This is a genomic window from Arthrobacter koreensis (assembly GCF_009193255.1).
Classification (GTDB): Bacteria; Actinomycetota; Actinomycetes; order Actinomycetales; family Micrococcaceae; genus Arthrobacter_B; species Arthrobacter_B koreensis.
The window spans coordinates 31,423-53,326 of the sequence record NZ_WACG01000009.1; the positions used below are offsets into that span (position 1 = coordinate 31,423).

The following is a 21,904-nucleotide window of genomic DNA, read 5'->3' on the forward strand; positions in this document are numbered from 1 at the left end:
TTCCCCTATACTTCGAGTATGTCGCAGCGCGCACGCATTCTGCTCGTCGAAGACGACGCGCGCCTGGCACAGATGCTCGAGCAGCTGCTCGCAGCCGAGGGCTACGACACCGTGCTCGCCCGAGACGGCCAACGTGCCCTGCACGAAGGCCTGACGCACGAGTTCGACGCCCTCGTGCTCGACCGGGGGCTGCCGGTGTTGGAGGGGCTGGACGTGCTGTCCCGTCTCCGGGGCCGCGGCATCCTGACCCCAGCCCTCGTGCTCTCGGCGCTCGGCAACCCGGCCGACCGCGTAGAGGGCCTCGATCGGGGCGCGGAGGACTACCTCGCCAAACCCTTCGACATCGACGAGCTGCTCGCCCGCATCCGCGCCCTACTCCGCCGACACCGCAGCACAGTGCCGGTGCTGGCACTAGTGAGCGGGTCGCTCGATACGGCGAGTCGTACCGTGACGACGGGAGAGGGCGAGAACGTGACCCTCTCCGAGCGCGAGTCGCAGCTGCTCGAACGGCTCGCCCGCCGGCCGAATCAGGTGTTCGAACGGAACGGCCTGCTCGCCAGCGTTTTCCCCGATGCCGACGACCCCGGCGTGGTCGACACCTACGTGCACTACCTGCGAAAGAAGCTCGGCCGCGACAGCGTCAAGACGGTTCGCGGTATCGGGTACCGGCTCGGACCGCTGCCGTGAGAGCGCTGCGCACGGGCGACGACCTGAGAGGCGCGTCGCTGCGGCTCACCGCACAATTCACCGCCCTCCTGTTATTCATCCTGGCGATCGTCGGCACGCTCGTCTATCTGATCGTCAGCACGAGCGTGACCGAATCGAACCAGCGGGCACTTGTCGCGGCCACCCGGCTCGACTCGCCCCAGGATGCGCCGAGCGGCACCTACCTCTCCCTGGTCGACGGGCGCACCGGCGACCAACTCATCTCCTCCGACGACCTACCCGAGGGATTGCTCGACACCACGGCCCTCCAGTCGGTAGCGGCCGGCGGCGCGGACGTGCAGGAGCAGCGCACCGTGGACGGGCGCGACTACCTCCTCCTCACCACCTCCGCCACCGGGGACCGCAGCCACGACCGATTCGTGCAGGTCGCGCTCGACCTGCACGAGAGCTCCGAAGAACTGGGCAGGCTCGCGACCGCGCTGATCGCCGGCGGACTCGTCGCGGCCGTGCTCGCCTTCGCCACCGCCTACCTGATGGCCCGCCGCGCCATCCGCCCCCTGGCCGAGGCGCTCGCCCTACAGCGCCGCTTCGTCGCCGACGCCAGCCACGAACTCCGCACACCACTGACCCTGCTGACCACCCGGGCGCAAATTCTGAAACGCCGAGGCGGCAATGACCTCCCCGCAGACGTCACCACCTCCGTCGATGAAATCGTCACCGATACCCGGACGCTCACCGAGATCCTCGAAGACCTCCTGATCGCCGCCGACCCGCGAACCGTGGTCGAGCCGACCCCGGTTGACCTCAGGGCTGTCGCGGACAATGCGGTCGGGCTTCTCCGTGACGACGCAGGTCGGCGCGGCATCTCCCTCGCCCGCGCGGGCGACCCGGAACCGATCATCATCCCCGGGTCGCGTGCCGCTCTGCTGCGCCTGGTGATCGCCCTGTCGACCAACGCGCTCGACCACGCCCGCACCGCGGTGACGGTCACCGTCTCGGCGTCGAACGGGAACGCAATCGTACGCGTGACGGACGACGGTCCGGGATTCTCACCCGAGGTCGCGTCCACAGCCTTCGACCGCTTCGTCAGCAGCCGGAACGTCGACAGCACCACACGCCACTACGGACTCGGATTGGCAATAGTCGCGGAAATCGTCCAGCGCCACCGCGGTACCGTCACTATCGAACAACCGACCACCGGCGCATCCGTAACGTGCATATTCCCGCTCGCACCGGCAAAGCTGCACTCCGCTATCCGGCAAGGAGAGTAAATCTGTTCAGACCTCCAGGACCGAAATCGGACCCGAGAACGCATACGGCCGGCATGACGGCCGACCATATTTCGCGCGGCTAAAGCGCAAAACCACCGGGGGCGACCGCCAGCCGACGAACCAGCCGCAGTCTGTCTGAGGCCAGGCGAAGCGCTTCAACGAGCGTGATCGACTCGCCCTGCCGACGAGTGAGCCATGCAACAATGCCAATCAATTCAAGCCACAGCAGCGGGATGCCGTCGGCTGCAGTGAGGGCTCTCGACCAAAACGGATCCACAAGGCTTACCTCGTGACCTCTGTTGTTGTCGATATGGTCATGTCATCCAGGTTCGGGAGTGTATGCGAGATCCCGTGCCTGATGTCATGCACGATCGTTTCGGCGGCTGAGATCGGCATATCAGCGACAGCTACCGTTGCGGCGCCCTGGAGTCGGTGGCCGACCTATCGCAGCTGCAGTGAAGGCACGGCGAGAACCCCCGGGGTGTGTTCGATCGCGTGCCGCGCTCGCTCGACGAGCTCGGGTTCGATGCCATCCATGAGGCGGCGCCCGATGCTGCGAACGGTTCCCCAGAGGAGCACGATGATGGCGGCTGAGATGAGCAGTCCGACGATGGGGTCGGCGAGCGGGAATCCGAGCATCACGCCGAATCCGCCGAGGACGACGGCGAGCGAGGTGAAGCCGTCGATGCGCGCGTGCACGCCGTCTGCGACGAGTGCGGCGGAACCGATCCTCTGGCCGACCCGGATTCGATAGATGGCGACGATTTCGTTGCCGATGAAGCCGATGAAGCCCGCGGCGATAACCCACCCTAGGTTGTGGAGAGGTTGCGGGTTGAAAAAGCGTTCGATCGATTGATAGGCGGCGACGACCGCTGACAACGCGACCACGGCGATGATGAACAGGCCTGAAAGGTCCTCCGCCCTTCCAAACCCGTAGGTGTAGTGCTTGGTCGCGGCGCGTCGGCCAAGCACGAACGCGACCCACAACGGGACCGCGGTCAGTGCGTCAGAGAAGTTATGGATGGTATCTGCGAGCAAGGCGACCGACCCACTGATGATGACGACGACGAACTGCAGAATCGTCGTTCCAAGCAGAACGAACAGACTTATCTTGAGCGCCCGCACGCCCTGAGTGCTGGCCTCGAGGGCATCGTCGATGGAGTCGGCGGCATCGTGGCTATGGGGCACGAACAGGCCGTAGAGAAAACCCTTGATGCCGGTCGGATGTGAATGCCCGTGGTCGTGATCGTGGGTGTGCGCGTGGCCGGGAGACTCGTGGTGTTCGTGCTGGGTCGGCTCGTCGTGTCCGTGGTGAGTGTGGGGCGTGCTCACCTCACGGGCTCGGTTCGCGTGTGGTGGTGCCGCGGTGTTCCACCGAGGGAGTGCTCGGCCTGGAATATCGCGTCCGAGACGAGCTGACTCGCGTGTTCGTTCTCCAACCGGTAGAACACACGCGTCCCTTCTTGCCGGGTCGCTACGAATCGTCCCAGCCGCAACTTGGCGAGGTGCTGCGAGACCGCGGCAGGCGACTTGTCGACAAAGACAGCAAGGTCATTCACGGAGCGCTCCCCCTCTCGAAGAGCGAGAATCAGACGCACCCGGGTCGCATCAGCGAGCATCGAAAAGACTTCCACCGCAAGTTCGACGAACTGGCTGCCAGGGTCGCGGCCACAAATCACACTATCTGCATGCATACGCAGATTATTGCACTTACCGGTCTCGAATGCGTAGGCAGGGCAATCGTTTGGGTGAGGCCGCCGCAGCGGATATGCACAACGTCGCGGCGACCTCGAACCCGACTCAACTACGGAAGTTCGGAGTGCTACTTCTGCATGCGGGCGATTAGCCATGGCCGCCTGAGGGTCGAGAAGTGTTCGGAAATCCTTGATAGCGCCAAATAGCGATCACAGAACGCCGCCACAAAGCGACAACAACCACAGGGCATACAGCTCGCAGCTCGCCCGAGCACATGGATGCGCCCAACGGGCGGGGGCTTGCCGGGCACATCTTGTCGATTGAGAAGCTAGTTCGAGGGAGTCGAGCCGGGCGCGGCGCCGTCAGCGGGTGCGCCGGCGGGTGCGCCCATGCCGGAGGCCGCTTGCTGGGTCACGCTGTTGGCATGGTCGTTCGTGGGGTCGCGGTAGATGGTGTGGACGTGTCCCCAGCCGGTTGTCGATACTCCTTCGACATCTGCGCCTGCCGAGCCCTGCTGCGCCTGGAAGGCGACGTAAACATCCGGGCCGGAGATTGAGAACGAGATACCGCCCCCAGTGCTCATGTCGTACGTGGTCTCACCGGACCACGCGATGACGGTGTCATCGAGTGTGGCCTTGATCTTCGCCCGGGAGTCGGCAGTGGTCTGCTCGTCAGCCATACCGGACCAGTTCGCGATGAGATCGAGGAGCAACTGCTTTTGCTCGTCGGTCAGGTCGGCGCCCGTGAGGCCGTCTCCGGTGGTGAAATCACAGGTGTCACCAGGCGCACACATGTTGACGTCGCCCGACGTGAGCGTCGCCTGTTGTTCCACCGTCAGGCTGTCGAAGAATGCGAACGCATCGGTGTAAACGGCAGGCTGCACGCCGAGGTGGGAGGGAGCGAACGTGATCGCGTCAGTAGCTCCGTCGAGGGTAGCGTTTATGCCGAGGTGGTGGCCGCTGAACTGCACCTCGAAGGCGCTGGTGTCAGAGGGGTCACCGAAGAAGGCAATGCAGTACTGACCGAGGGATTGCTCGGTGGTGCTGCTGTTCTCGTGCAGGTACTCGTCGCCGCCCATGATCCCGGACACGGTGTCGTACGCTTCGTCGCTGAGTAGCGCCTGCAGGACCTCCAGTGCTGCGGTCTTCTGCTCGTCGGTCAACTCGGGGAGATTCAGACCGGCGCGCTGGACGAACGTCACGGGAAAGTTTGACCACGACGTAGTCTTCGTCTCGTCGTCGAAGTCATACAGGACTGGCTCGCGTTGCTCATCGCTCAGCGTCGCCAGGAATGCCTCAGCGGCAGCTGCCGTCGAGGAAATCGTGTCTTCGGTCGTTGTCGAGGAAATCGTTTCAGCGTTTGTCGTCGAGTCCGCGGTCGTGCTACTGCTCGAGTCACTCGCAGCAGAGGAGGACGTCGCGGCGGAGGTGGAAGCAACATCGGTGGCGCAGCCGGTCAGGGCGAGGCCGCCAGTCAGGAGGAGCGAGCCGACGCACAGGGCACGCCGTCGAACGAACGACTGCGCGGGCCGGGTATCGGTGGTTTTGGAAGATCTCATAGAAGCCACAGTAAAGACAGCCGATTGCCATCAACTTTGTGATTACTGTGAGCCTCCCGTGCGCTTGCGTCGAGCGTCCGGAGAGGGATCGGCCTACGGGCTACTCCAGGTCCTGACCTGTGAACTGGTATAACCCTCAGAATCTGTCATTCAGCGGTCTTGCGCGCGGCCGCATAGTACCGTGTGTTCAACGGGCCTTTCCCTGCATAAAGCTGGTCTGCTCCGGCGTTGGTAATCTTGCGGAGTTGGTACAGAATGTGGTCATGAAGATCACCGACAATGGACCACTGCCAAATGCGTTCGATATCGAGAGCGCTACAACGGAAAACGCCGCATATCGGCGCGTTGCCTGGACGGGTAAGCACCTGCAGGTGACGCTTATGTCCATCGAACCCGGCGGTGAAATAGGCCTTGAGGTGCATCACGGCACCGACCAGTTCCTGCGTATCGAGGCCGGACAGGGGCGCGCAGTAATGGGGCCGTCCAAGGACGACCTGTCCTTCCAGCAGGACGTCGCGGACGGCTGGAGCATTCAGGTACCTGCCGGAACGTGGCACAACGTCGAAAACACCGGGGACGAACCGCTGCGCCTCTACACAATCTACGCACCCACGCACCATGCCCAGGGCATCGTGCAGGAGACACCGGAGGACGCCGGGAAGGATGAAGAGCAGGGCCGTGACGAGCCGCCGTCGTGGGTTGAGGAAGTTGACGATAAGGGAGAAGAAAGCGCCTAATCCGCTGCATCAAGAAAGCGCCGGATAAGACCGTCCGGAATGAATTAGCGCGGATCACCTACACCGCAGGAGGCCCTGACCGCCGGAGCGACATTTGGTTTCGAGTATTAGTAGAAGGTTCCGCTGACCTGGGCCAACCGCTACAACCTCTGTGCTTTGGTTCATGTGCGGTGCGGGGTCGAGCTTGATCCTTTGGCTTTCACCACTCTCTCGTGCAAAAACCCCCGGGCGCTGAGAAAGTCACGCATCACTACAGAAGGCCAGCGACGCCGGTCGACCCGCTACATCCGCTGGCGGGGCATTGCCGCTGCCGGCCAAGACGCTACCTCTAAAGGAGCCCCCATCATGCTTTCCGATACATCCCGCCCGGTCATCCAGGCCACTTTGCCGGTCGTGGGCGAGAACATCGAAGAGATTGCCCGGCGCTTCTACGCGCACATGTTCGCTGAACGCCCCGAACTCATGGACGGTCTCTTCAACCGCGGCAACCAGGCTGACGGGCGTCAGCAGCAGGCGTTGGCCGGTTCCATAGCTGCCTTCGCGGGATTCCTGGTTAATACCCCGGACGAGATGCCTGACCACCTGCTCGCGCGGATCGCCCACAAGCATGTCTCGCTGGGCTTGCGTCCGGACCAGTACCAGATCGTCCATGACCATCTGATGTGGGCGATCGTGGACGTGCTCGGCGATGCCGTCACCGAAGACGTCGCAGCGGCCTGGGATGAGGTCTACTGGCTGATGGCCAACGTCCTGATCAACCAGGAACGGGCCATGTACGGAGCGCTCAATCTCGCCCCCGACACTATCTGGCGGACCTGGCGTGTTTCCGAAAAGATCCAGGAAACGGATGACGTTGTGACCTTCGTAGTCGAACGCACCGATGAACGCGACATCAAACCATCACTACCGGGACAGTACGTCACCGTGAAGGTGCTAATGCCTGACGGGGTGCACCAGCCGCGCCAGTACAGCCTCACCCGCGCCGACGACGGGCATCACCGCCAGTTCTCCGTCAAGCGCGTCCACGGACTGCCGACCCCCGACGGCGAAGTGTCCAACCTGCTGCACTCGAATGTCCACGTAGGCGACGAGATAGTCCTTTCGGTTCCTTCCGGGGATGTCGTGATGACGTACACCGACCGTCCCATCGTCTTCGCCAGTGCCGGTATCGGTATTACGCCCATGGCCGGTATGCTTTCCCATCTGGTGCAGTCCGGTTCACAGCGCAAGGTAATGCTGCTTCATGCCGACAACTCAGCCGGCACCTTTGCCCTCCGCGGCCAGATCCAGTCGGACCTCGCGAAACTCCCCAATGCGTCCATGCTTACGTGGTTCGTTGAACCCTCGGAACCGACCCAGGTGGTTGAGGACGAGCTGGTGGGTTTTATGGACGTCAGTACCGTTGATCTTCCAGCCGGAGCTCAATACTACCTGTGCGGCCCGCTGGTCTTTATGCAAGCTGTCCGCAGCGCCCTCATCGCCCGCGGCATACCGGCCAAAGACATCCAGTATGAAGTGTTCGGACCTGACCTGTGGCTGGCCGATTTCCAATAACAGGACGAGTCTGATGGCGCCGCCCCCGTTGTAGGCACCCGTAAAGAACAGCAACCTTCCAGCGCCCGGCCGGCTCGGCCGGGCGCTGTTTGCCTGCGGCGGGGCCGGTAGTGTTGTGTCGATCGGCTGAACCCAGGGAAAGATCAATGCATAGGAGGCATTATGCCCATTGTTGAAACGGCTGCCCGGAAGGCTTTGGAAGAAGCCATCGCCAAGGACAAGGGCCGTTCCGCCGAGATCCTTATTCATGATGGTCCACTCCGTCAGACCATCCTCGCGCTCAAGGCAGGCCAGGTTCTTGCCGAGCACAATTCTCCGCCGGCTGCGAGTATGTATCTTCTGCGTGGACGAGTGCGGGTGACCGGACAGGACCAGTCGGAGGTGGTTGCCGGGGAGATTGTGGCGCTGACGCACGTGCGTCACGGCGTCGAGGCATTGGAGGATTCGGTGTTCCTGCTTACTACCGTTACCAGCCAGGCCGGTAATAGTCACGGGGACAGCCCCAATCAAGACCACCACGAGTAACCCGTGATCAGCTCGGCCGGCCGGTTATCCAACCCCTGGTTTTGTGCAGCAAGGAATGCCCGAGGAACACCGCGCATGTGTTGTTCGGATGAGCGGTTCTATTACCGGGCAGGCTACCGTCGCCCTCAGTCCGGGGGAGATGTTATGGCGGTTCGCATGAGGCAGGTAAACCCGAAAAATCCTGTGCCTGGAGAGAGGAATGGGGTGAGGTAGTGTCCGAATCGATGCCCCGGCTGTGGACGATAGGCCATGGTACCGCTGATGAACTCTCATTTACACAGCTGCTGAAAAGCGCCGGCATAGGTGCATTAGTGGACGTGCGGATCGGTCCGGGCAGCCGGAAGTTCCCGCACTTTAATAAGGACCTTATGGCACAGTGGCTGCCTGAGGCAGGTATCTCATACCGGTGGGAAAAACGGTTGGGGGGCTTTCGTAAGCTTCTGCCCGGCTCGCCGGACACCGCCCTGCGCAATGATTCTTTCAGGGCATATGCCGGGTATATGCGCACCGCGGACTTTCAGGACGCTTTCACCGAAGTCATAAAGGATGTCGCCCGTACTCCTACGGCCATCATGTGCAGTGAGAGCGTGTGGTGGAGATGCCACCGCCGTCTTATCTCCGATTACGCCACGCTTCTGGCGGGGGTGAGCGTGGAGCACCTGATGCCGGGAGGCAGGCATACACCCCATCCACCGACTCCGGGGGTGCGCATTGGGAACAATGAACTGGTGTATGACCTGGCGCCCGCTGATCCCTGACGCATTGCCTGACACTGAGAGGAATCACGTCAGCATGTACATCACCGACGGGATTATCCAGGAAATTAACGAACCCTCGACGGGTGGGTTGCCCAGGATCGCGCCGTGGGCACGGTTGAGCTGGCGGATAGTCCCGCAGATCCCGGCTGCACGGCCCCTTGCATGGGTGGCGGCAGGGGTGGCGCCGATATCGATGCACATCCCTACTGCCCGCTGTCCTGCAGTGCTGCCGGCAGCGGACATTGCTTCGTTCTGTGTCCGGCCCCAACCTGGCGTTTACACGGGTTAAGCCAGCTTCCCTATATGCTAAGCACACTTAGCATTGACCGGACGCTAGCCGGAAACGCATACAGCAGCGGATCTCCCCCTCAGAGACAAAGGCAGGGAGGGGGGACCCGGTGCTGTTGCGCATCCCTAAGCGCGGCCTCTGTATCAAGTGTCGGGTTCGGGTGCCGGATTCTTCCCAGGACGCATTCCCGCATACCGGTTCAGGGCCTGCAGGTGCAGGGGTGGGTCGTTAATATGACATGGACTTTGTCCGCCGATATGAAAGGGAATTATGGAGGCCATCCCTATGACGGGTACGGGTGTGGATTCGGGTACGGAAGGTAAACACCGGTCACCGGGCCCGTCCCGGCAGCGGCACGTCAGCGACTTCACGGCTTTGACCCGGCGGGTCCAGGAAGCTGGTTATATGCGTCGGAGCTACGGCTACTACTGGACCAAGCTGATCGGCTTGACCCTGGGAGGTCTGGGGTTGGCCGTGGCTTTTGTGCTGCTGGGGGACACCTGGTGGCAGATGGTGACCGCGGTCGTGCTGGCGCTGCTGATGACGCAGGTCGCGTTTCTGGGGCACGACGCCGCACACCGGCAGATCTTCGTGTAGGCGAAGTGGAATGAGTGGGTCTCGCTGATCGTGGTTAATCTCTTTGCCGGCATGGGCATGGGCTGGTGGCATGCAAAACACAGCAAGCATCACGCGGCACCGAACAAGATCGGTGCGGATCCGGACATTGCTTCCGGCGTGCTGGCCTTCACTCCTGAGGCAGCTAAAGCGCGCCGGAATCGTTTCACGCGTTGGCTTGCCTCCAAGCAGGGTTATTTTTTCTTCCCGCTGCTCCTGCTCGAGGGAGTGAACCTGCACGTGCAGGGCATCAAGAGGGTGCTGGGGCCGGGACGGATCAAGCGCAGGTGGGTGGAACTTGGCTTCATTACTGTGCGCCTGACCGGTTATGCGGTGCTGGTGTTCCTGGTGCTTTCCCCGGGTAAGGGTGCAGCGTTCATTGGTGTCCAGCTCGCCGTTTTCGGGCTGTATATGGGTATTTCCTTCGTCCCGAACCATATCGGCATGCCGATCGCGCCCCGGGAGGCGGGCATCGATTTCCTGCGCCGTCAGGTATTGATGAGCCGTAACATCACCGGCGGTCGGTGGGTGGATACCTTTATGGGAGGGCTGAACTTTCAGGTTGAGCACCACCTGTTTCCCTCCATGTCCCGCCCGAATCTGCGCAAAGTTGCCCCGCTGGTCCGCCGGCACTGTGATCAGCTGGGCGTGCGGTACACCGAAACCGGGTTCGGCCAATCCCTGCGGGACGTCACCGCCTATATCAACAAGGTAGGCCGCGGCGGGGTCGATACGTGGGCGTGCCCGCTGGCCAGCACGCACCGCGTGTAAGCCGGGAACCATTACCGCGCCTGCGGTGCACTATGTGAGGTTCGTGAACATCGTAAAAAACCGGATCACCCCCCAGGGGGGTGATCCGGTTTCGGTTCTAACAGCAACCCGTTTTGTTAGTTGCTGTCCTTGTTCCCGTCAACGGCGTCCTTTGCCTCCTTGTTCTGTTGGGTGCAGTGGCTGGCGCCGCAGCCTACGCCGCAGCAACAATCGCAGCTCTTGCAACCACAGGAGAGACCCTCCCAGTTGAGAGTGGGTGGCAAAACACGGTCACTAAGATAGTTGGCTTCGGGGTTTTGTTGATCGTGATCTTCTTCGGTGCCAAGCAGATCAATTCGTACCTACGTCGCTCGAGAGGCCGACTTTTTTGAGTAAATATGGACGTTGCCTCTCCCTGAGAACAGCATCTGCGCTTTAGGGTTTGCTTCATTTACACTCAACCTTCTGATCCCTCGGCGTCGCCGTCATAAGAGCCGAGAACAACCTCAGTAGTGACTCCTCGGTGGAGGCTCCTCCCCGAAGACAGTAATTAGTGCATTCTGGTCGATGTCCGATCGAGGATCCTTCACCGGGACAGCGGTATCCAGTGGACCCGGTAGCGGGCAAAACGTAATCAGCCGCCCGCACTTACCCCGTGGCGACCCGGTGGTTTCTCGACAGCGAGGGATGCCTCGCCATCCCAGCGAATCCCGGGCTGGGACTGGAGCTGGATCACGAAGCGGTGAAGTTCTACACAGACGGTGAGGACCTCTTCTCTCTCTAATTCAGAACTATGCCGCCGCAGTCTGCTGACAGCGACACCCGTGCGGAGTTGTGTGTGTGGGGGGAGAGAGATTGCGGCGCGGCTCGCCCAACCTGGCGGGTGTATGGGAGAGAAATCGCCCGCAACCGGTTCCGCTCAATGTGCTGCGGCGTCATCGTTCCTGCGTGTATTCGGCCAGTACGACACCCGATTCGTATGGAGTGATGGCGAGCGGTCGCAAGGATGCCGGATCGTAGCGCCGGTCGCCGAACAGGCGAATGCCGTGGCCGAAGAGGACCGGGTTGAGTTTGAGTGCGAGACGGTCGATTTCATCGGCCAGCGCCGCGGCGAGGATCCCGCCCCCGCACAGCCAGATGCCTGCGCCGTCCTCGGCCTTCAATTCACGAACGACCTCGACAGGATCACGATCGGTGAATTCGACGCCGGCTGCGCCTTCTGGTGACTCGTGTCCGCGGGTGAACACGATCTGGCGGAGGTGGCGGTAAGGACTAGGGAGGTCTGGCAGGCCGACTGCGTACGTGTTCCAGCCCATGAGTACCGTATCGAAAGGGCCGCGCTCGACGGAGAGACCCGCCGCCTCGGCGAGGTCGGTCGGCGCGGTACCGCGGTACTTCTGCCATATCCCCGCAGCGTGGTCTCCCTCGGAGACGAACCGGTCGAATTCACCGGAAGGCCCCGCGATGAACCCGTCCATGCTGACGGCGACGTAGTAAGTGAGTTTTCGCATCGTTTCTCCAATCACAACAGTTGCCAGTTCGGCGGCAGTGCGCTTCGATCCCTTATCGCGGCGAGGTGCTCTCGCGAGCTGACCCGTCTCAATCCGAGCTGCCAGCGTTGCAGAGTCCGCACAGCAACGCCGGTGTGCTCCGCAGGCCGCGTCCAGGGCATCGACCCACCTTGCTGCTATGTAGCCGATGAATTGACCGTTCTTCGGGCACCCCGACGCCCACCGGTTTCGTCGAGGCCTAGCTTCTTCAGCTCGTCCTCGCTCCATCCGTCCCGGATGGCGCGGGTGTACGCGCGCTTGTTCTCCCGTTCAGCTTCCTTCATCTGGTCCAGAAGCTCGTCTCGGCGCTGCCGAGCTTTCACGAGTTCAGTCACGGAGGCGATCCGGGAATCCAGGAGTTTACGAGCTTGATTCTGCGTCGTTTCGAGATCAATGGCTGCCATGCCCGACACACTAACTACGCCAGAAGTCCGGCAACAGAGCAGCACGGATTCTGCTTCTCATCGAACATGGGAAATCCCTCTGCGAACGGTCTAGCGGTCATGGCCCGTTCCTTCGGAGACACCCCGATAAGAACGGGTTACCGGAGAGTCACAAGGTGCTGAGTATGGTGCGTTCTGTGGGCTTGGTCCGTCGAGAACGGAAGGAAAACTCGCCTCCACATAAGCTGGGAGCGATCCCCGAGCGGGAGCCATTGCTGACGGCACAACCGGTGGGATTCTTCCGGCGGCAGCGAGTACCAGACTCTCTTGGAACTGTCGGTTTACTGGGTCCATCTGATCCACCCAAGTCTGTTGCTTCAAGCGCTGCAGACCGGCGCGAAATTGTTCGCTCCAGTTGTCGCCGAGGAGAGGAATGTCAGCGGCATTGGCGAACCCGAGGATGTTGCCTCGGATGGGAAGCAGGACGCCGGCATCGGACGCCGCAGCGGCATGCCACGTTCTGTGTCTGCCGTCGGACCATCCGCTGTCCCAGGGGTCCATCGTTACTGCTTCGCCAGGACCGAACCATGACCGCACGATCTTGAGTTCAAGATCTGACAGTCCGGGATCGTGCACACGGATCCGGATACTTCCATCCGGGCCAGGACCGGCCGGTGAGACCCCTGAAGCTAGGACATCACCGACGTCCTGAATGGTCCTTCCGATGGCCTTCCAGTCCTGGTCGTAGGACTCCCAGCGGGGAAACGCGCCGTGGTCGGGATCAGCCACCCGTGCGCCCAGCTGTTCCGGCGTTGCACGCCACCAGGTGAGCGGACGATGCACCTCGACGCTCAACCAGTCAGCGTCGTTCTCTCCGAGGCCTTCGGTGAAAGCCTCTGCCGGGAAGTCATGCCAGCGTGAGTTCGCCGGATCACGGAACCACCGTTCGACGTGTTCGGGCGTGTAGCGGATGACCCGTGTGCCGAGCACGTAGTAGTCCGGGCCGATGTTCCGGCGTCGCCATTCGGCCAGTTCCTGGACAGTGACGCCGTATTCGGCGCCCACCTGCTGGGGTGTCATGAGCTGGTTCACGGGCTTGCTCCTTTTCTCTTTGCCACCGTTCCTTTCGGCAAAGCCGTCAAACCTTGGCCGCGAAGTGAATTGGCCAGCCGGAGCCGGGGGAACGTGGAATACCGGAGGGAGCGAAGCGAGTGAGGATATGCCGCGAAAGCCGCCGGCGCAGGCTTGCCAAGAGAAGGGCGGACAGTACCCTCCAAAGCCGAAACGGAACGGCGCAGCCGGTCAATGTGGCAGGAGCGAAGCTCCCCGAAGGGCAGTAGAGCCGCGGTAACGCTTGCAGCGTTCGTTCGCGGAGCAAGCTATAGACTTAGGTCCCCCAAGTCGCTTGTCACTCTGGACGTGCGTCCGGTCGCGGGTCACACTGGGCGTGTGGTCCCCGCCACAGGGGCGGGGTCGCTGCGCTAAGCCGAAAGGCAGGGGAGTGACATGGGGCATCCGTCCGAAGGCCGGCTGTTTGGCCGCCGCCGGCGTGCCAACGTGCAGGGCGGCCGGCAGCACGATCACCGGGTGAAGGTCACCCCGGAAGAGGAAGCGCAGCTGCTGCGCCTGGCTGAGGCCCAGCACGTCACTGTTCCCCGGCTCCTCGTTGAGTCAGCCCTGGCATCAGGCGCCGGTGAGACACCTACGGAACGCAAGCAGGCCATGGCTGAGCTCTTTGCGCTTCACCGGCTGCTGGCCGCGGTGTCCAATAACGTGAACCAGATCGCGCGGGCCACCAACGCCTCAGAAGAGATCCAGGCCGAAACCGCGGCGACGTTGAAGAAGGTCCGGGAGGTTGCTGTCCGGATTGACCGGGCTATCGACGGACTGGGTTTCGGGCAATGATTCCGAACGTGGTGCGCGGGGAACGCATGTCGGGTCTGATGATGTATTTGGTCGGGCCGGGCAAGACCAACGAACACACCGAACCTCATCTGATCGCCGGGGATCCGGCACTGCTCGCCTGGCATGATGACGCGGAGCTGGACCGGGAGGCTGCGCTGGGTATCGCCCGTCATTTGGAACGGCCGCGCAGCGCGTACGGAGTGAACGTCAACGGCGGGCACGTCTGGCACTGCTCACTGTCGATAGGCGCAGAAGAAGGGCTGCTGACGGACGAGAAGTGGCAGGACATTGCCAACGATTTCGTCCACGCGATGGGCTTTGATGACCACGAGGGGACGAAATCGCCCTGCCGGTGGGTCGCCGTGCGGCACGGAGTGTCGAAGAACGGGAACGACCACATCCACCTGGCAGTGAACCTCGTCCGGGAAGACGGCACCAAGGCGTCCATTCACAACGACTTCCGCCGCTCCCAATCCGCAGCTCGGGCACTGGAAGTGAAGTACGGCCTGGAGCAGCTGGAGTCGGTCAAAGCCGAGCGAGCCACCCGTGGCTATGACCCGGCCGAACGCGAATCCGCGGCCCGCCGGCGTGCAAAGGCAAAGTACGAGCGACAGCGCACAGAGGGCGAGCAGCCCGCCTCCTGGGAGAACCTCACCAAAGCCGAAAAAGCAGCCCACGTAGCTGCCGAGCTGAAAGAAACCCAGCCGCGCCACGAACTGGCCTTGAAGGTACGGGCTGCCGCTGCAGCGAGCGAGAGCGAAGCAGAGTTCGTGCGCCGGCTGAGGCGCAGCGGCTGCATCCTGAGGCCGCGTTTCGCGGAGAACCGAACGGACGTTATTACCGGCTACTCGGTGGCCGAACGCCCCCGTTACGGGGAGCGACCTGTCTGGTACGGAGGGCTGCACCTAGGCCGGGATCTGAGCCTTCCCCGGCTGCGCGGTGACTGGCCTGACACCCCCGGCGGCGCCACGGAAGCCGCTGCTGAATGGAACGCAGCGATGAGAGGGCGCCGGGTCGTCCATGCCGGACGGGAGACGCAGGAGATCACCCCCGAGGCATGGGAGCAACAGACCACGCAGCTCGGGGAACTCATCGACCGCCTGAACGCCGTCGACGTCAACGACCGGGACACCTGGGCCACCGTCGCCCGCCAAGCGGCAGGAGCCTTGGCAGCCTGGTCCAACGCCACAGAAGACACGCCAGGAGATTTGGCGGCAGCCTCGGAAGCGCTGTCCCGTTCCGCACAGACATTCCGCCGGACAGTAACCCCGCAGAAAGCAGGAACAACGGCTTTGTCCGGAACCGCCATGCTGCTGGCCAGCGCCATGCACAGCGGCCAGGGTGCCGTCGCGCAGGCGGCCATGATCAGGCAGCTGCTAAGGGTCACCCAAGCAGTCCATAGCGCGGCCGTCGCAGGACAGCAGGTCCGCCAAGCGAAGCTCTTGGCCGAAGACACCCGTGCCCGACTGGTCCGTGTCCGCGACGCGATGCCGCACCCCGTTCAGACAGCCGCCGGTCAGGCCACTGGCACAGCCACGCTCAGGGACCGGCGGGACCCCGTCCTGGAACCGCAGGCCCAGGCCATGCTCGACCGACTCCGCGCTGGGCAGGGAAAGCCGGCGACTCCCGGGTCCCCGGTCCCGAACGCAATCGAACCGTCCAAAGAACGGCACACCACCAAACCGGACGCAACCCGCGGCCCGGAACGATGAGGGGAGAACCATCATGGATGAGAAAGACCGCATCGAGGCAACATCCGGCAGCGCTCAAGATCGAGCTGCACAGGACCCAAGCCCGGAGAATCAGCAGCTCTGGAAGGGTTTCAAGCAGGGCGACCGCGTCCGATTCGTGCAGGGAGGTGACCACAACGGTGAAACGGGATCTGTTGTGGGACCGGCGATTATGGGACGCAGCCTTGTCTGGGACGTGCTCACGGACGACGGCCTGTCGCGGGTCGGAACCATCGCGATCTACCTGGAGAAGATCGATTTACCTCGCCAGGGCGCCCTCTCACCCGAAAGAGAAACGGAACGTCTCCAAGCTGCTGCCCGCCCACTGCCCGATCGACACCGGAGCTACGCAGCAGACCTGGCGGGTATTAGCCAGGCACGGCCAGCCACGGAGGCCATAAAACCAGCCGGGACCCTCAACAGCCCAACAGTGCGTGAGAACCGCAGCTCCCGGGGAGCACACAACGAGCTGGGAAATCTCGGCAGAAGCTAACCCTTTGGACTCCAGTACCAGCGGCGGCACCCGATGCCGTCCTAGTGCTGCCAGGAACCAGAGAACCATCCACTAAACGGCACACCACCAAACCGGACGCCACCGGCGGTCCGGAACCGATGTGGGAGAGGGACCATGGCCGAAGAAACCGACGGGATAGAGGAAGCCTTCGAAGGTCAGCTGCGCGTGTTGGTGACGGCAGCCGGACAAATCGCCGAGAGGTTCGCAAGAGCCCGGGAAGAAGCCTCCCGGAAGGCTCAGACCGTCAGCGAGCAGGCAGCACGGGAGATGCAGGACCGGTTCGAGGCCGAACGAAAGACCGCCCAGCTGGAGGTTTCACGAGTCCACAGCCCTGAATGGTGGGACCGTGCCACCCCTGAGCAGATGGCTCACACCTACCAGGTCGCACGCGCCTGGACCAAGGACGATCCCGAAGCCGCCCGCGCAGAACAGACCATGCGAAACGAATTCCGAAGCCGCTACAACCTCGACGTCGAAAAGACCGACGCCGACCCGGCCGCCGTCAACGCCGCCGTGCAGAAGGCAGAACGTGACCGCGCCGACGATGCAGATGCCGAGCGGCACCGTGCAGCCGCAGAAGCTACTGAAGCTCAGCTTCTGCTGAATCAGGCGGACCAGGAAGATCGCCGGGCCGATGAAGCGCGCCTGGCCGCCGAGCTTGAATCCGATCCGGAAACTCGAAGGCAGTGGCTGGCCGAGGCTGAAGCCGCTGGAGATCGGTCCACAGCGATTCGGGAGGACGGCCGTTCAGCGTATGACAGTGCCGAACGCCGTAACGGGACCGCCAGGAACCTGGAATCCAGAGGCATCGACGCGCAGACGGTGGCAACACGGATGAGAGCCGATGTGAGTCAGGCGAAGCCGGCTACAGAGGCTGTAAAGTCCGTAAGGGCCAAAACACCAAAGACCCGCAAGGGCCGCGGTGCCCGCGGTACACAGGTCCAACGATCGGGTGTTGATAGGTGAGGAAGTGGACTAAAAGGTTTTGGACTGGTCGAACAGGGCTCGAGTGGACCCTGATGGTCCTCCTGGCCCTGACGGTACTGGGACTTTTGGCAGTCGCAATTGCCTGGTGCCGTCAACTTATTCCTTATTCAACTGTCTACGGCACAGTCGCTGAGTGGGTTGGAGCGATCGCGGGGTGGGTCGGAGCGATCGGTGCCGTCAGTGCCATCTTCTGGGCTGTTTATGTGTTCAAACATCAGCAGGAGCGCGAAGCTCGAAAGGTCGTAACGACCTGGCAAACAGTTTCCAAAGAAGTTCCAAATCCTGCACCAGACGGTTCAGACTCCGAACGACAACGTCCACGAGAAACGGAGTTGATCGCAACAGTCCATAACTTTGGGGTTAGTCCAGTGAAGGAAGTTTCCTTGCTGCTGGACCTACCTAGTGAGAAACGGGGCTGGAGCGAAGTCAGCGGGGAACTCAGTAGGGACATTCCGTTCATCGCGCCCAACGGAACAGATATCGAGCGCTTTGGAGTTAGATCAGAGCACCCGTTTGGCTTGTGGAGCCTCATGTATGGAGAGGATGGTGGTCTACAGAAATACACGGTCGTCCAGTACACCGACGACCATGGGACCAGATGGGAAAGCAGAAATGGAGTAGCCAGAGGCTCCGCTGATCACCAACAGAGCAGGATGAATCTGCGGCTGGCTGGCCGTGATCAGCTTCTAACATCAGGAAACAGCCCGATGGGTGGCGAAACGTAGGGAAGCGGACCTCCCTTCGTTTCTTGGTTCTCCCGGCTGACGGCGTCCGCCGCGTAAAAGGGGCCCTGGGGGTCCATCAGCACAGACATGTGGTGATCGGCGTGATCCCGCCACCAGACGCTCATGCCTGTGCTGGGGTCCTGGCGCAGGTGCTCCCAGGAACGCCACAGTGCCTCAAGCCGGATCACTGCTTCGTCGTATTCCCACCAGCGTGCAGCCCAGACACGGGATTTCCCGTCGATCCTCCGGCGGTAGACGTTGCGCAGATACTCGCGCACGAATTCATCGACACTGCCGAAGTACAGGGTTGGCTCCGCCGGTGTGTCCTGTTCAGCTGGCCCTGAGTCTTCTGACTGCAGTTCGGGAGGAGCATATTCATCTACACCCCAGTCGGTCACTGGGCACCTCCTGTGTTGGCGGAAACAGCAGCCGTTTCCGTCTCGGCTTCTTTGATGGTTCGCTCTGCCTGGGGATCGTGGGCAGCTATGGAAGCCCGGACCTGCTCGGCGTGGGGACCGGCCATCCAGGGCTGCGTGCGGATGAGGGTGGGACGGTTCCCGGAAGCCAGGACTACGGCCCGGCCTTTGGGCAGCGCCGCCAGATCAGCGACGTCGAGGATCCGTTCGCGGTGCAGCTGCTGGGAGACCGTTCGGTGTCCCTTCCCATGAGATGTTGAGGAGGAGAGCCGGTCATAGTCCCCGATGATCCTGGTCAGATCTTCCAGGAACGCAGCTTCGGATACGCCGCCGCCGTAGACCTTTACGTTCGATGCGCTCCAGAGCTTCTTCATGCCCGCCTCACCCCAGACCTCCACCCCCTGTGACCAGCTTTGCAGGATGGTCATGAGGACGATTCCTCGGGAGCCGTAGTGGCTGTAGAGGTTGGGGAGCTCGCGCCACCGGCACACGTTGGCCGCCTCATCGAGCACGCCCAAGAGCGGCGTGGCCAGACGGCCGCCGGCGGAGCGCACGGCCTGTTCCTCAGCGGCTTCAACCACGGCCACCGTTAGCGCGGTGACCAGAGGCCCGGCCGTTCCGCGGCCTTCCTTGGACAGGCTGTAGAGCGTGCCGCCGTTGCGGATGAACGCCGCCGGATCGAACTGGGGACGGGAATCCGCTGAGCTGCGCGGGGTTACCCAGGTTGAGACCTGCCTGTTCGTCAGGCAGGAAGCCATTTGCTGTGCGGTGCCGAAAATTCCGGCCCGCTGTTTGTCTGGGGCGTCCACTACGCCATCAACCTGGTCAGCCAGCAGATCAAAGTCATTGAGCCGGAGAATGTCCGCGGCGGTGTGGTCCATCGGCCGGGTCAGCCAGGTGTAAACGTCGGTGATGGACCGCTGATCCAGCGCAGCTGCAAGCAGCAGCCCGGCGAGCAGGTCCTGGCCGGCAGGGTCGAAGTAGGCGTCTGTTTTGGCCCCGGGGTCACGGGACCCGGCCGCGAAGTGCTCGGCGAGTTTTTGTGCGCGGACTTCATCGGTGACATAGCTGAGCGGGTTCCACCACCAGGTCGGTTCTTCCAAGGCAATGGACTGTGGGTCAAAGACCCACACCGGTCCGGTTTCGGCGCGAACATTGCGGGTTGCGTCCACGACGTCGCGTTTGTTGGAGGTCACGAGCACCGGGCCGGGGGCGGCCAGGATGGCCGGTACAGCACGGCTGGTGGTCTTGCCGGTGCGGGGACCCCAGATATCAATGTGCATGTCTTCCCAGGACCCATATAGCGGCTGGCCTCCGCTGACGGTGCGGCCAATAGGAACGCCGGGGGATTCTTCAACCCCGAGTCGTTTGGCGGTGGCCTGTGCGCTTTTGCGGGTGAGACTCTCGACGTCTTTCCCCCGTCCCATGAAGCTCGCTGCCCGATCGACACGGGTCCGTGCCTTGCGCAGCCTGCCGAGCAGGACCAGGACCAGAATGGCCACGAGAAGCCCGGCGGCTGCTACTGCCCCGAGTACCCACCAGCCGGCCTCCCCGGGCCATGGCAAGTCCCCTCCGACGAGTCCGAAGACCAGCTCGAAAGGATCAGTGGGGAGTGTCTGGCCGGTCTCCGCGAAGCGGTGCCCCAGGTGCATGGCTGCGTAGATTGACCCGGCACCGGTGAGGACGATGAGGACGGCCGTCCAGACCAGGGCGGCTTCTGCACCTATCCCGCCGGGATCGCGGCGGCGGTTGTTTGGAGTGTTCACAGCTCTGCCTCCTCAATCAGCCGGCGGGCACGCCGGCCGACACGGGACTGGTCATGCCAGAGTTTGTTGGTGTCGTTGATTGAGGCCTCGACCGCCGTCAGCTGCACATCGACCGGTATCCCCGGCCGACCACCGACTTTGACCAGGAACTTCCCCCGCCCGGGCGGCTCGGCTTCCCGACCCGTTGAAGGGTCCCAAGCCGGCGGATCCTGCCAGCCGATGAGCAGGGACTGCTCGGCCTGTGAGAACGGAACCGCTGCGGTGAGCAGGGGCATCTCCGCGGAGGGCAGACCGCCGCAGATCACCATGCCGGAACGTTCAACGAATCCGCGGGCTTTCATCCGGTCTTCCTGGCTGGCCAGGGCCTGAAGATCACTCATGGTGTGGGAGATCATCGCCATGCCAACCCCGCGCTGCCGATTGAGCCGCGTCAGGGCGTCCACCCGGTCGACCATGCCGCGTCCGGCACGGAGGGCCCGCCAGAGTTCATCAAGAATCACGAAGTAGTGCCTGCGCGGTTCCAACCCCGCGTCGGCGAGGGCATTGGCAACATTGACGGTGCCAAACCCTGCAGACCAGCAAGCCAGCAGCGCTGCGGCCTGAAGGTCCATCTCCGAATCGTCGATGGCCGACACGTCGTAAACGACCGGGGCATCCCGCCGCATCGGGTTGGTGGTCTGACGTGAGAAGGTCTCACCCAAGCGGCCGCCGCCGACCAAACCGATCAGCGATGCTTCCAGACCTTCGGTAATGGTCTTGTAGCGGGTGTCGTCGCCACGGTCGAGGGCCACGGCGCGGACCTCAGCGGGCCCGAGCTGGATCACTCTGAGGAGGTCTCCGAGGACGGGAATGCCCTCGTGGTGTTCATCCAGCCACTTCAGAGCCCGGTCGATGATGGTTTCTTCACGGTCGTTTGGGGGTGCGGAACGCAGAATCGTGAGCAGGGCCGAGACCATGGTGTGCCGTCTGCCATGGGCATCTGCAATGACCTGGGATGCCTCTTTCTCGTGTCCTGCGGCCCGAAGACGTTCAGCGGCCTGGGTTGCTTCGCCTGGGTCAAGGACATTGAGATAGCCGCGGCCCCGGCCCAGGGTGATGATCTGTCCACCCATGGCTTCGATCAGATCGACGTAGTCCGGCTTCAGGTCCCCCAGTACCAGCGGCATGACTCCGTAACCGGCGAGACCGGTTGCCATGCGCCGGACGAGGGTGGACTTCCCGAGCCCGGGTTTCCCGAGGATGAAAGCGCTCGGATTGCTGATCAGCTTGGCGCGCTGGAACCAGGAGATCGGGTCGCAGCAGAGCGTGGCGCCGGTATGAATGTGCCGGCCGAGCGGGACGCCCACCATGGGTGTTCCTGTGCCGATGGCAAAGGGCCACATGCCGCAGACCTGAACGGTGGTGCCCCGCCATTCATCGGCCTGCTGGACGTAGGTCGATGTTCCGCGCCCTCGGCCCAGCCAGCCCCGCATCGGTGGACGCTGAGGCTTAACTTCCCGGCTTTTGGCCT

General features: G+C 62.8%; 19 protein-coding genes and 2 pseudogenes. 12 read left to right on the plus strand and 9 right to left on the minus strand.

The window, feature by feature from the left end; all coding sequences use genetic code 11:
- Nucleotides 1-18 precede the first annotated feature (18 nt).
- Nucleotides 19-687: a response regulator transcription factor gene (locus GD628_RS15955; protein ID WP_193313300.1), complete on the plus strand. Its 669-nt coding sequence runs from the start codon at nt 19-21 to the stop codon at nt 685-687.
- Nucleotides 684-1,937: a sensor histidine kinase gene (locus tag GD628_RS15960; RefSeq protein ID WP_142121937.1), complete on the plus strand. Its 1,254-nt coding sequence runs from the start codon at nt 684-686 to the stop codon at nt 1,935-1,937. The genes GD628_RS15955 and GD628_RS15960 overlap by 4 nt, the downstream gene beginning before the upstream one ends.
- A gap of 444 nt (nt 1,938-2,381) precedes the next feature.
- On the opposite strand, the pseudogene GD628_RS15965 reads toward GD628_RS15960, so the two are convergent.
- The 3 genes and pseudogenes from GD628_RS15965 to GD628_RS15975 form a co-directional block, all read right to left on the minus strand.
- Nucleotides 2,382-3,152: pseudogene (locus tag GD628_RS15965) on the minus strand (cation diffusion facilitator family transporter); the annotation flags it as partial.
- Nucleotides 3,153-3,265: 113 nt separating this feature from the next.
- The gene (locus GD628_RS15970; RefSeq protein ID WP_055345763.1) at nt 3,266-3,631 is read right to left on the minus strand and encodes an ArsR/SmtB family transcription factor; all 366 of its coding nucleotides are present in this window, start codon (nt 3,629-3,631) and stop codon (nt 3,266-3,268) included.
- A 329-nt stretch (nt 3,632-3,960) separates the two neighbouring features.
- On the minus strand, nt 3,961-5,190 hold the full coding sequence (locus GD628_RS15975) for a DUF3500 domain-containing protein (RefSeq protein ID WP_152275381.1): 1,230 nt from the start codon (nt 5,188-5,190) through the stop codon (nt 3,961-3,963).
- Between the two features lie 263 nt (nt 5,191-5,453).
- Here GD628_RS15975 and GD628_RS15980 point away from each other — a divergent pair, with 263 nt between their 5' ends.
- From GD628_RS15980 to GD628_RS16000, 6 genes and pseudogenes are all read left to right on the plus strand, one after another.
- Nucleotides 5,454-5,927: a cupin domain-containing protein gene (locus tag GD628_RS15980; RefSeq protein ID WP_152275382.1), complete on the plus strand. Its 474-nt coding sequence runs from the start codon at nt 5,454-5,456 to the stop codon at nt 5,925-5,927.
- A gap of 345 nt (nt 5,928-6,272) precedes the next feature.
- Nucleotides 6,273-7,481: a globin domain-containing protein gene (locus tag GD628_RS15985; RefSeq protein WP_152275383.1), complete on the plus strand. Its 1,209-nt coding sequence runs from the start codon at nt 6,273-6,275 to the stop codon at nt 7,479-7,481.
- Between the two features lie 162 nt (nt 7,482-7,643).
- Entirely contained in the window at nt 7,644-8,006 is a 363-nt protein-coding gene (locus tag GD628_RS15990; protein ID WP_152275384.1) for a cupin domain-containing protein, read from the plus strand.
- Between the two features lie 212 nt (nt 8,007-8,218).
- Nucleotides 8,219-8,764 (plus strand): DUF488 domain-containing protein, encoded by a 546-nt coding sequence (locus GD628_RS15995; protein ID WP_226802602.1) that lies wholly within the window; start codon nt 8,219-8,221, stop codon nt 8,762-8,764.
- 559 nt (nt 8,765-9,323) lie between these two features.
- On the plus strand, nt 9,324-9,650 hold the full coding sequence (locus GD628_RS16815; protein WP_226802603.1) for a hypothetical protein: 327 nt from the start codon (nt 9,324-9,326) through the stop codon (nt 9,648-9,650).
- Between the two features lie 21 nt (nt 9,651-9,671).
- Nucleotides 9,672-10,439 (plus strand): annotated as a pseudogene (locus GD628_RS16000) (fatty acid desaturase family protein); the annotation flags it as partial.
- A 914-nt stretch (nt 10,440-11,353) separates the two neighbouring features.
- Here the strand turns inward: GD628_RS16000 and GD628_RS16005 are convergent.
- The 3 genes from GD628_RS16005 to GD628_RS16015 all read right to left on the minus strand — a co-directional run bounded on the left by GD628_RS16005 (nt 11,354) and on the right by GD628_RS16015 (nt 13,443).
- Nucleotides 11,354-11,929, minus strand: coding sequence for a dihydrofolate reductase family protein (locus GD628_RS16005; RefSeq protein WP_152275385.1), 576 nt, complete (start codon nt 11,927-11,929; stop codon nt 11,354-11,356).
- Between the two features lie 176 nt (nt 11,930-12,105).
- The gene (locus GD628_RS16010; RefSeq protein WP_152275386.1) at nt 12,106-12,372 is read right to left on the minus strand and encodes a hypothetical protein; all 267 of its coding nucleotides are present in this window, start codon (nt 12,370-12,372) and stop codon (nt 12,106-12,108) included.
- A gap of 90 nt (nt 12,373-12,462) precedes the next feature.
- Nucleotides 12,463-13,443, minus strand: coding sequence for a helix-turn-helix transcriptional regulator (locus GD628_RS16015; RefSeq protein ID WP_152275387.1), 981 nt, complete (start codon nt 13,441-13,443; stop codon nt 12,463-12,465).
- Nucleotides 13,444-13,857: 414 nt separating this feature from the next.
- Here GD628_RS16015 and mobC point away from each other — a divergent pair, with 414 nt between their 5' ends.
- The 4 genes from mobC to GD628_RS16035 all read left to right on the plus strand — a co-directional run bounded on the left by mobC (nt 13,858) and on the right by GD628_RS16035 (nt 17,466).
- Nucleotides 13,858-14,256: a plasmid mobilization relaxosome protein MobC gene (mobC, locus tag GD628_RS16020; protein ID WP_193313301.1), complete on the plus strand. Its 399-nt coding sequence runs from the start codon at nt 13,858-13,860 to the stop codon at nt 14,254-14,256.
- Complete coding sequence (locus GD628_RS16025) at nt 14,253-15,968, plus strand: relaxase/mobilization nuclease domain-containing protein (RefSeq protein ID WP_152275388.1); 1,716 nt, start codon at nt 14,253-14,255, stop codon at nt 15,966-15,968. Before mobC ends, GD628_RS16025 begins: the two co-directional genes overlap by 4 nt.
- A gap of 13 nt (nt 15,969-15,981) precedes the next feature.
- Complete coding sequence (locus tag GD628_RS16030; RefSeq protein ID WP_152275389.1) at nt 15,982-16,479, plus strand: KOW domain-containing RNA-binding protein; 498 nt, start codon at nt 15,982-15,984, stop codon at nt 16,477-16,479.
- 135 nt (nt 16,480-16,614) lie between these two features.
- Nucleotides 16,615-17,466 carry a hypothetical protein gene (locus GD628_RS16035; RefSeq protein ID WP_152275390.1) on the plus strand — a complete coding sequence of 284 codons (852 nt, stop codon included), beginning with the start codon at nt 16,615-16,617 and terminating at the stop codon, nt 17,464-17,466.
- 700 nt (nt 17,467-18,166) lie between these two features.
- Here the strand turns inward: GD628_RS16035 and GD628_RS16040 are convergent.
- Genes GD628_RS16040 through GD628_RS16050 form a run of 3 tightly spaced genes read right to left on the minus strand, consistent with a single transcriptional unit; the run spans nt 18,167 to nt 21,866 of the window.
- Entirely contained in the window at nt 18,167-18,610 is a 444-nt protein-coding gene (locus GD628_RS16040; RefSeq protein ID WP_226802604.1) for a DUF4913 domain-containing protein, read from the minus strand.
- On the minus strand, nt 18,607-20,394 hold the full coding sequence (locus GD628_RS16045) for a type IV secretory system conjugative DNA transfer family protein (RefSeq protein ID WP_193313302.1): 1,788 nt from the start codon (nt 20,392-20,394) through the stop codon (nt 18,607-18,609). Before GD628_RS16045 ends, GD628_RS16040 begins: the two co-directional genes overlap by 4 nt.
- Complete coding sequence (locus tag GD628_RS16050) at nt 20,391-21,866, minus strand: type IV secretory system conjugative DNA transfer family protein (protein WP_217994783.1); 1,476 nt, start codon at nt 21,864-21,866, stop codon at nt 20,391-20,393. Before GD628_RS16050 ends, GD628_RS16045 begins: the two co-directional genes overlap by 4 nt.
- Nucleotides 21,867-21,904: the final 38 nt, after the last annotated feature.

What these genes read in the sequence shown, in the direction of transcription:
- GD628_RS15990 (WP_152275384.1), top strand. Translation starts at nt 7,644, where the DNA reads ATGCCCATTGTTGAAACGGCTGCCCGGAAGGCTTTGGAAGAAGCCATC.
- GD628_RS16005 (WP_152275385.1), bottom strand. Translation starts at nt 11,929, where the DNA reads ATGCGAAAACTCACTTACTACGTCGCCGTCAGCATGGACGGGTTCATC.
- GD628_RS16035 (WP_152275390.1), top strand. Translation starts at nt 16,615, where the DNA reads ATGGCCGAAGAAACCGACGGGATAGAGGAAGCCTTCGAAGGTCAGCTG.
- GD628_RS15985 (WP_152275383.1), top strand. Translation starts at nt 6,273, where the DNA reads ATGCTTTCCGATACATCCCGCCCGGTCATCCAGGCCACTTTGCCGGTC.
- GD628_RS16050 (WP_217994783.1), bottom strand. Translation starts at nt 21,866, where the DNA reads ATGCGGGGCTGGCTGGGCCGAGGGCGCGGAACATCGACCTACGTCCAG.
- GD628_RS16815 (WP_226802603.1), top strand. Translation starts at nt 9,324, where the DNA reads ATGGAGGCCATCCCTATGACGGGTACGGGTGTGGATTCGGGTACGGAA.
- GD628_RS16025 (WP_152275388.1), top strand. Translation starts at nt 14,253, where the DNA reads ATGATTCCGAACGTGGTGCGCGGGGAACGCATGTCGGGTCTGATGATG.
- GD628_RS16010 (WP_152275386.1), bottom strand. Translation starts at nt 12,372, where the DNA reads ATGGCAGCCATTGATCTCGAAACGACGCAGAATCAAGCTCGTAAACTC.
- GD628_RS16030 (WP_152275389.1), top strand. Translation starts at nt 15,982, where the DNA reads ATGGATGAGAAAGACCGCATCGAGGCAACATCCGGCAGCGCTCAAGAT.
- GD628_RS15980 (WP_152275382.1), top strand. Translation starts at nt 5,454, where the DNA reads ATGAAGATCACCGACAATGGACCACTGCCAAATGCGTTCGATATCGAG.
- GD628_RS15975 (WP_152275381.1), bottom strand. Translation starts at nt 5,190, where the DNA reads ATGAGATCTTCCAAAACCACCGATACCCGGCCCGCGCAGTCGTTCGTT.
- mobC (WP_193313301.1), top strand. Translation starts at nt 13,858, where the DNA reads ATGGGGCATCCGTCCGAAGGCCGGCTGTTTGGCCGCCGCCGGCGTGCC.
- GD628_RS15970 (WP_055345763.1), bottom strand. Translation starts at nt 3,631, where the DNA reads ATGCATGCAGATAGTGTGATTTGTGGCCGCGACCCTGGCAGCCAGTTC.
- GD628_RS15955 (WP_193313300.1), top strand. Translation starts at nt 19, where the DNA reads ATGTCGCAGCGCGCACGCATTCTGCTCGTCGAAGACGACGCGCGCCTG.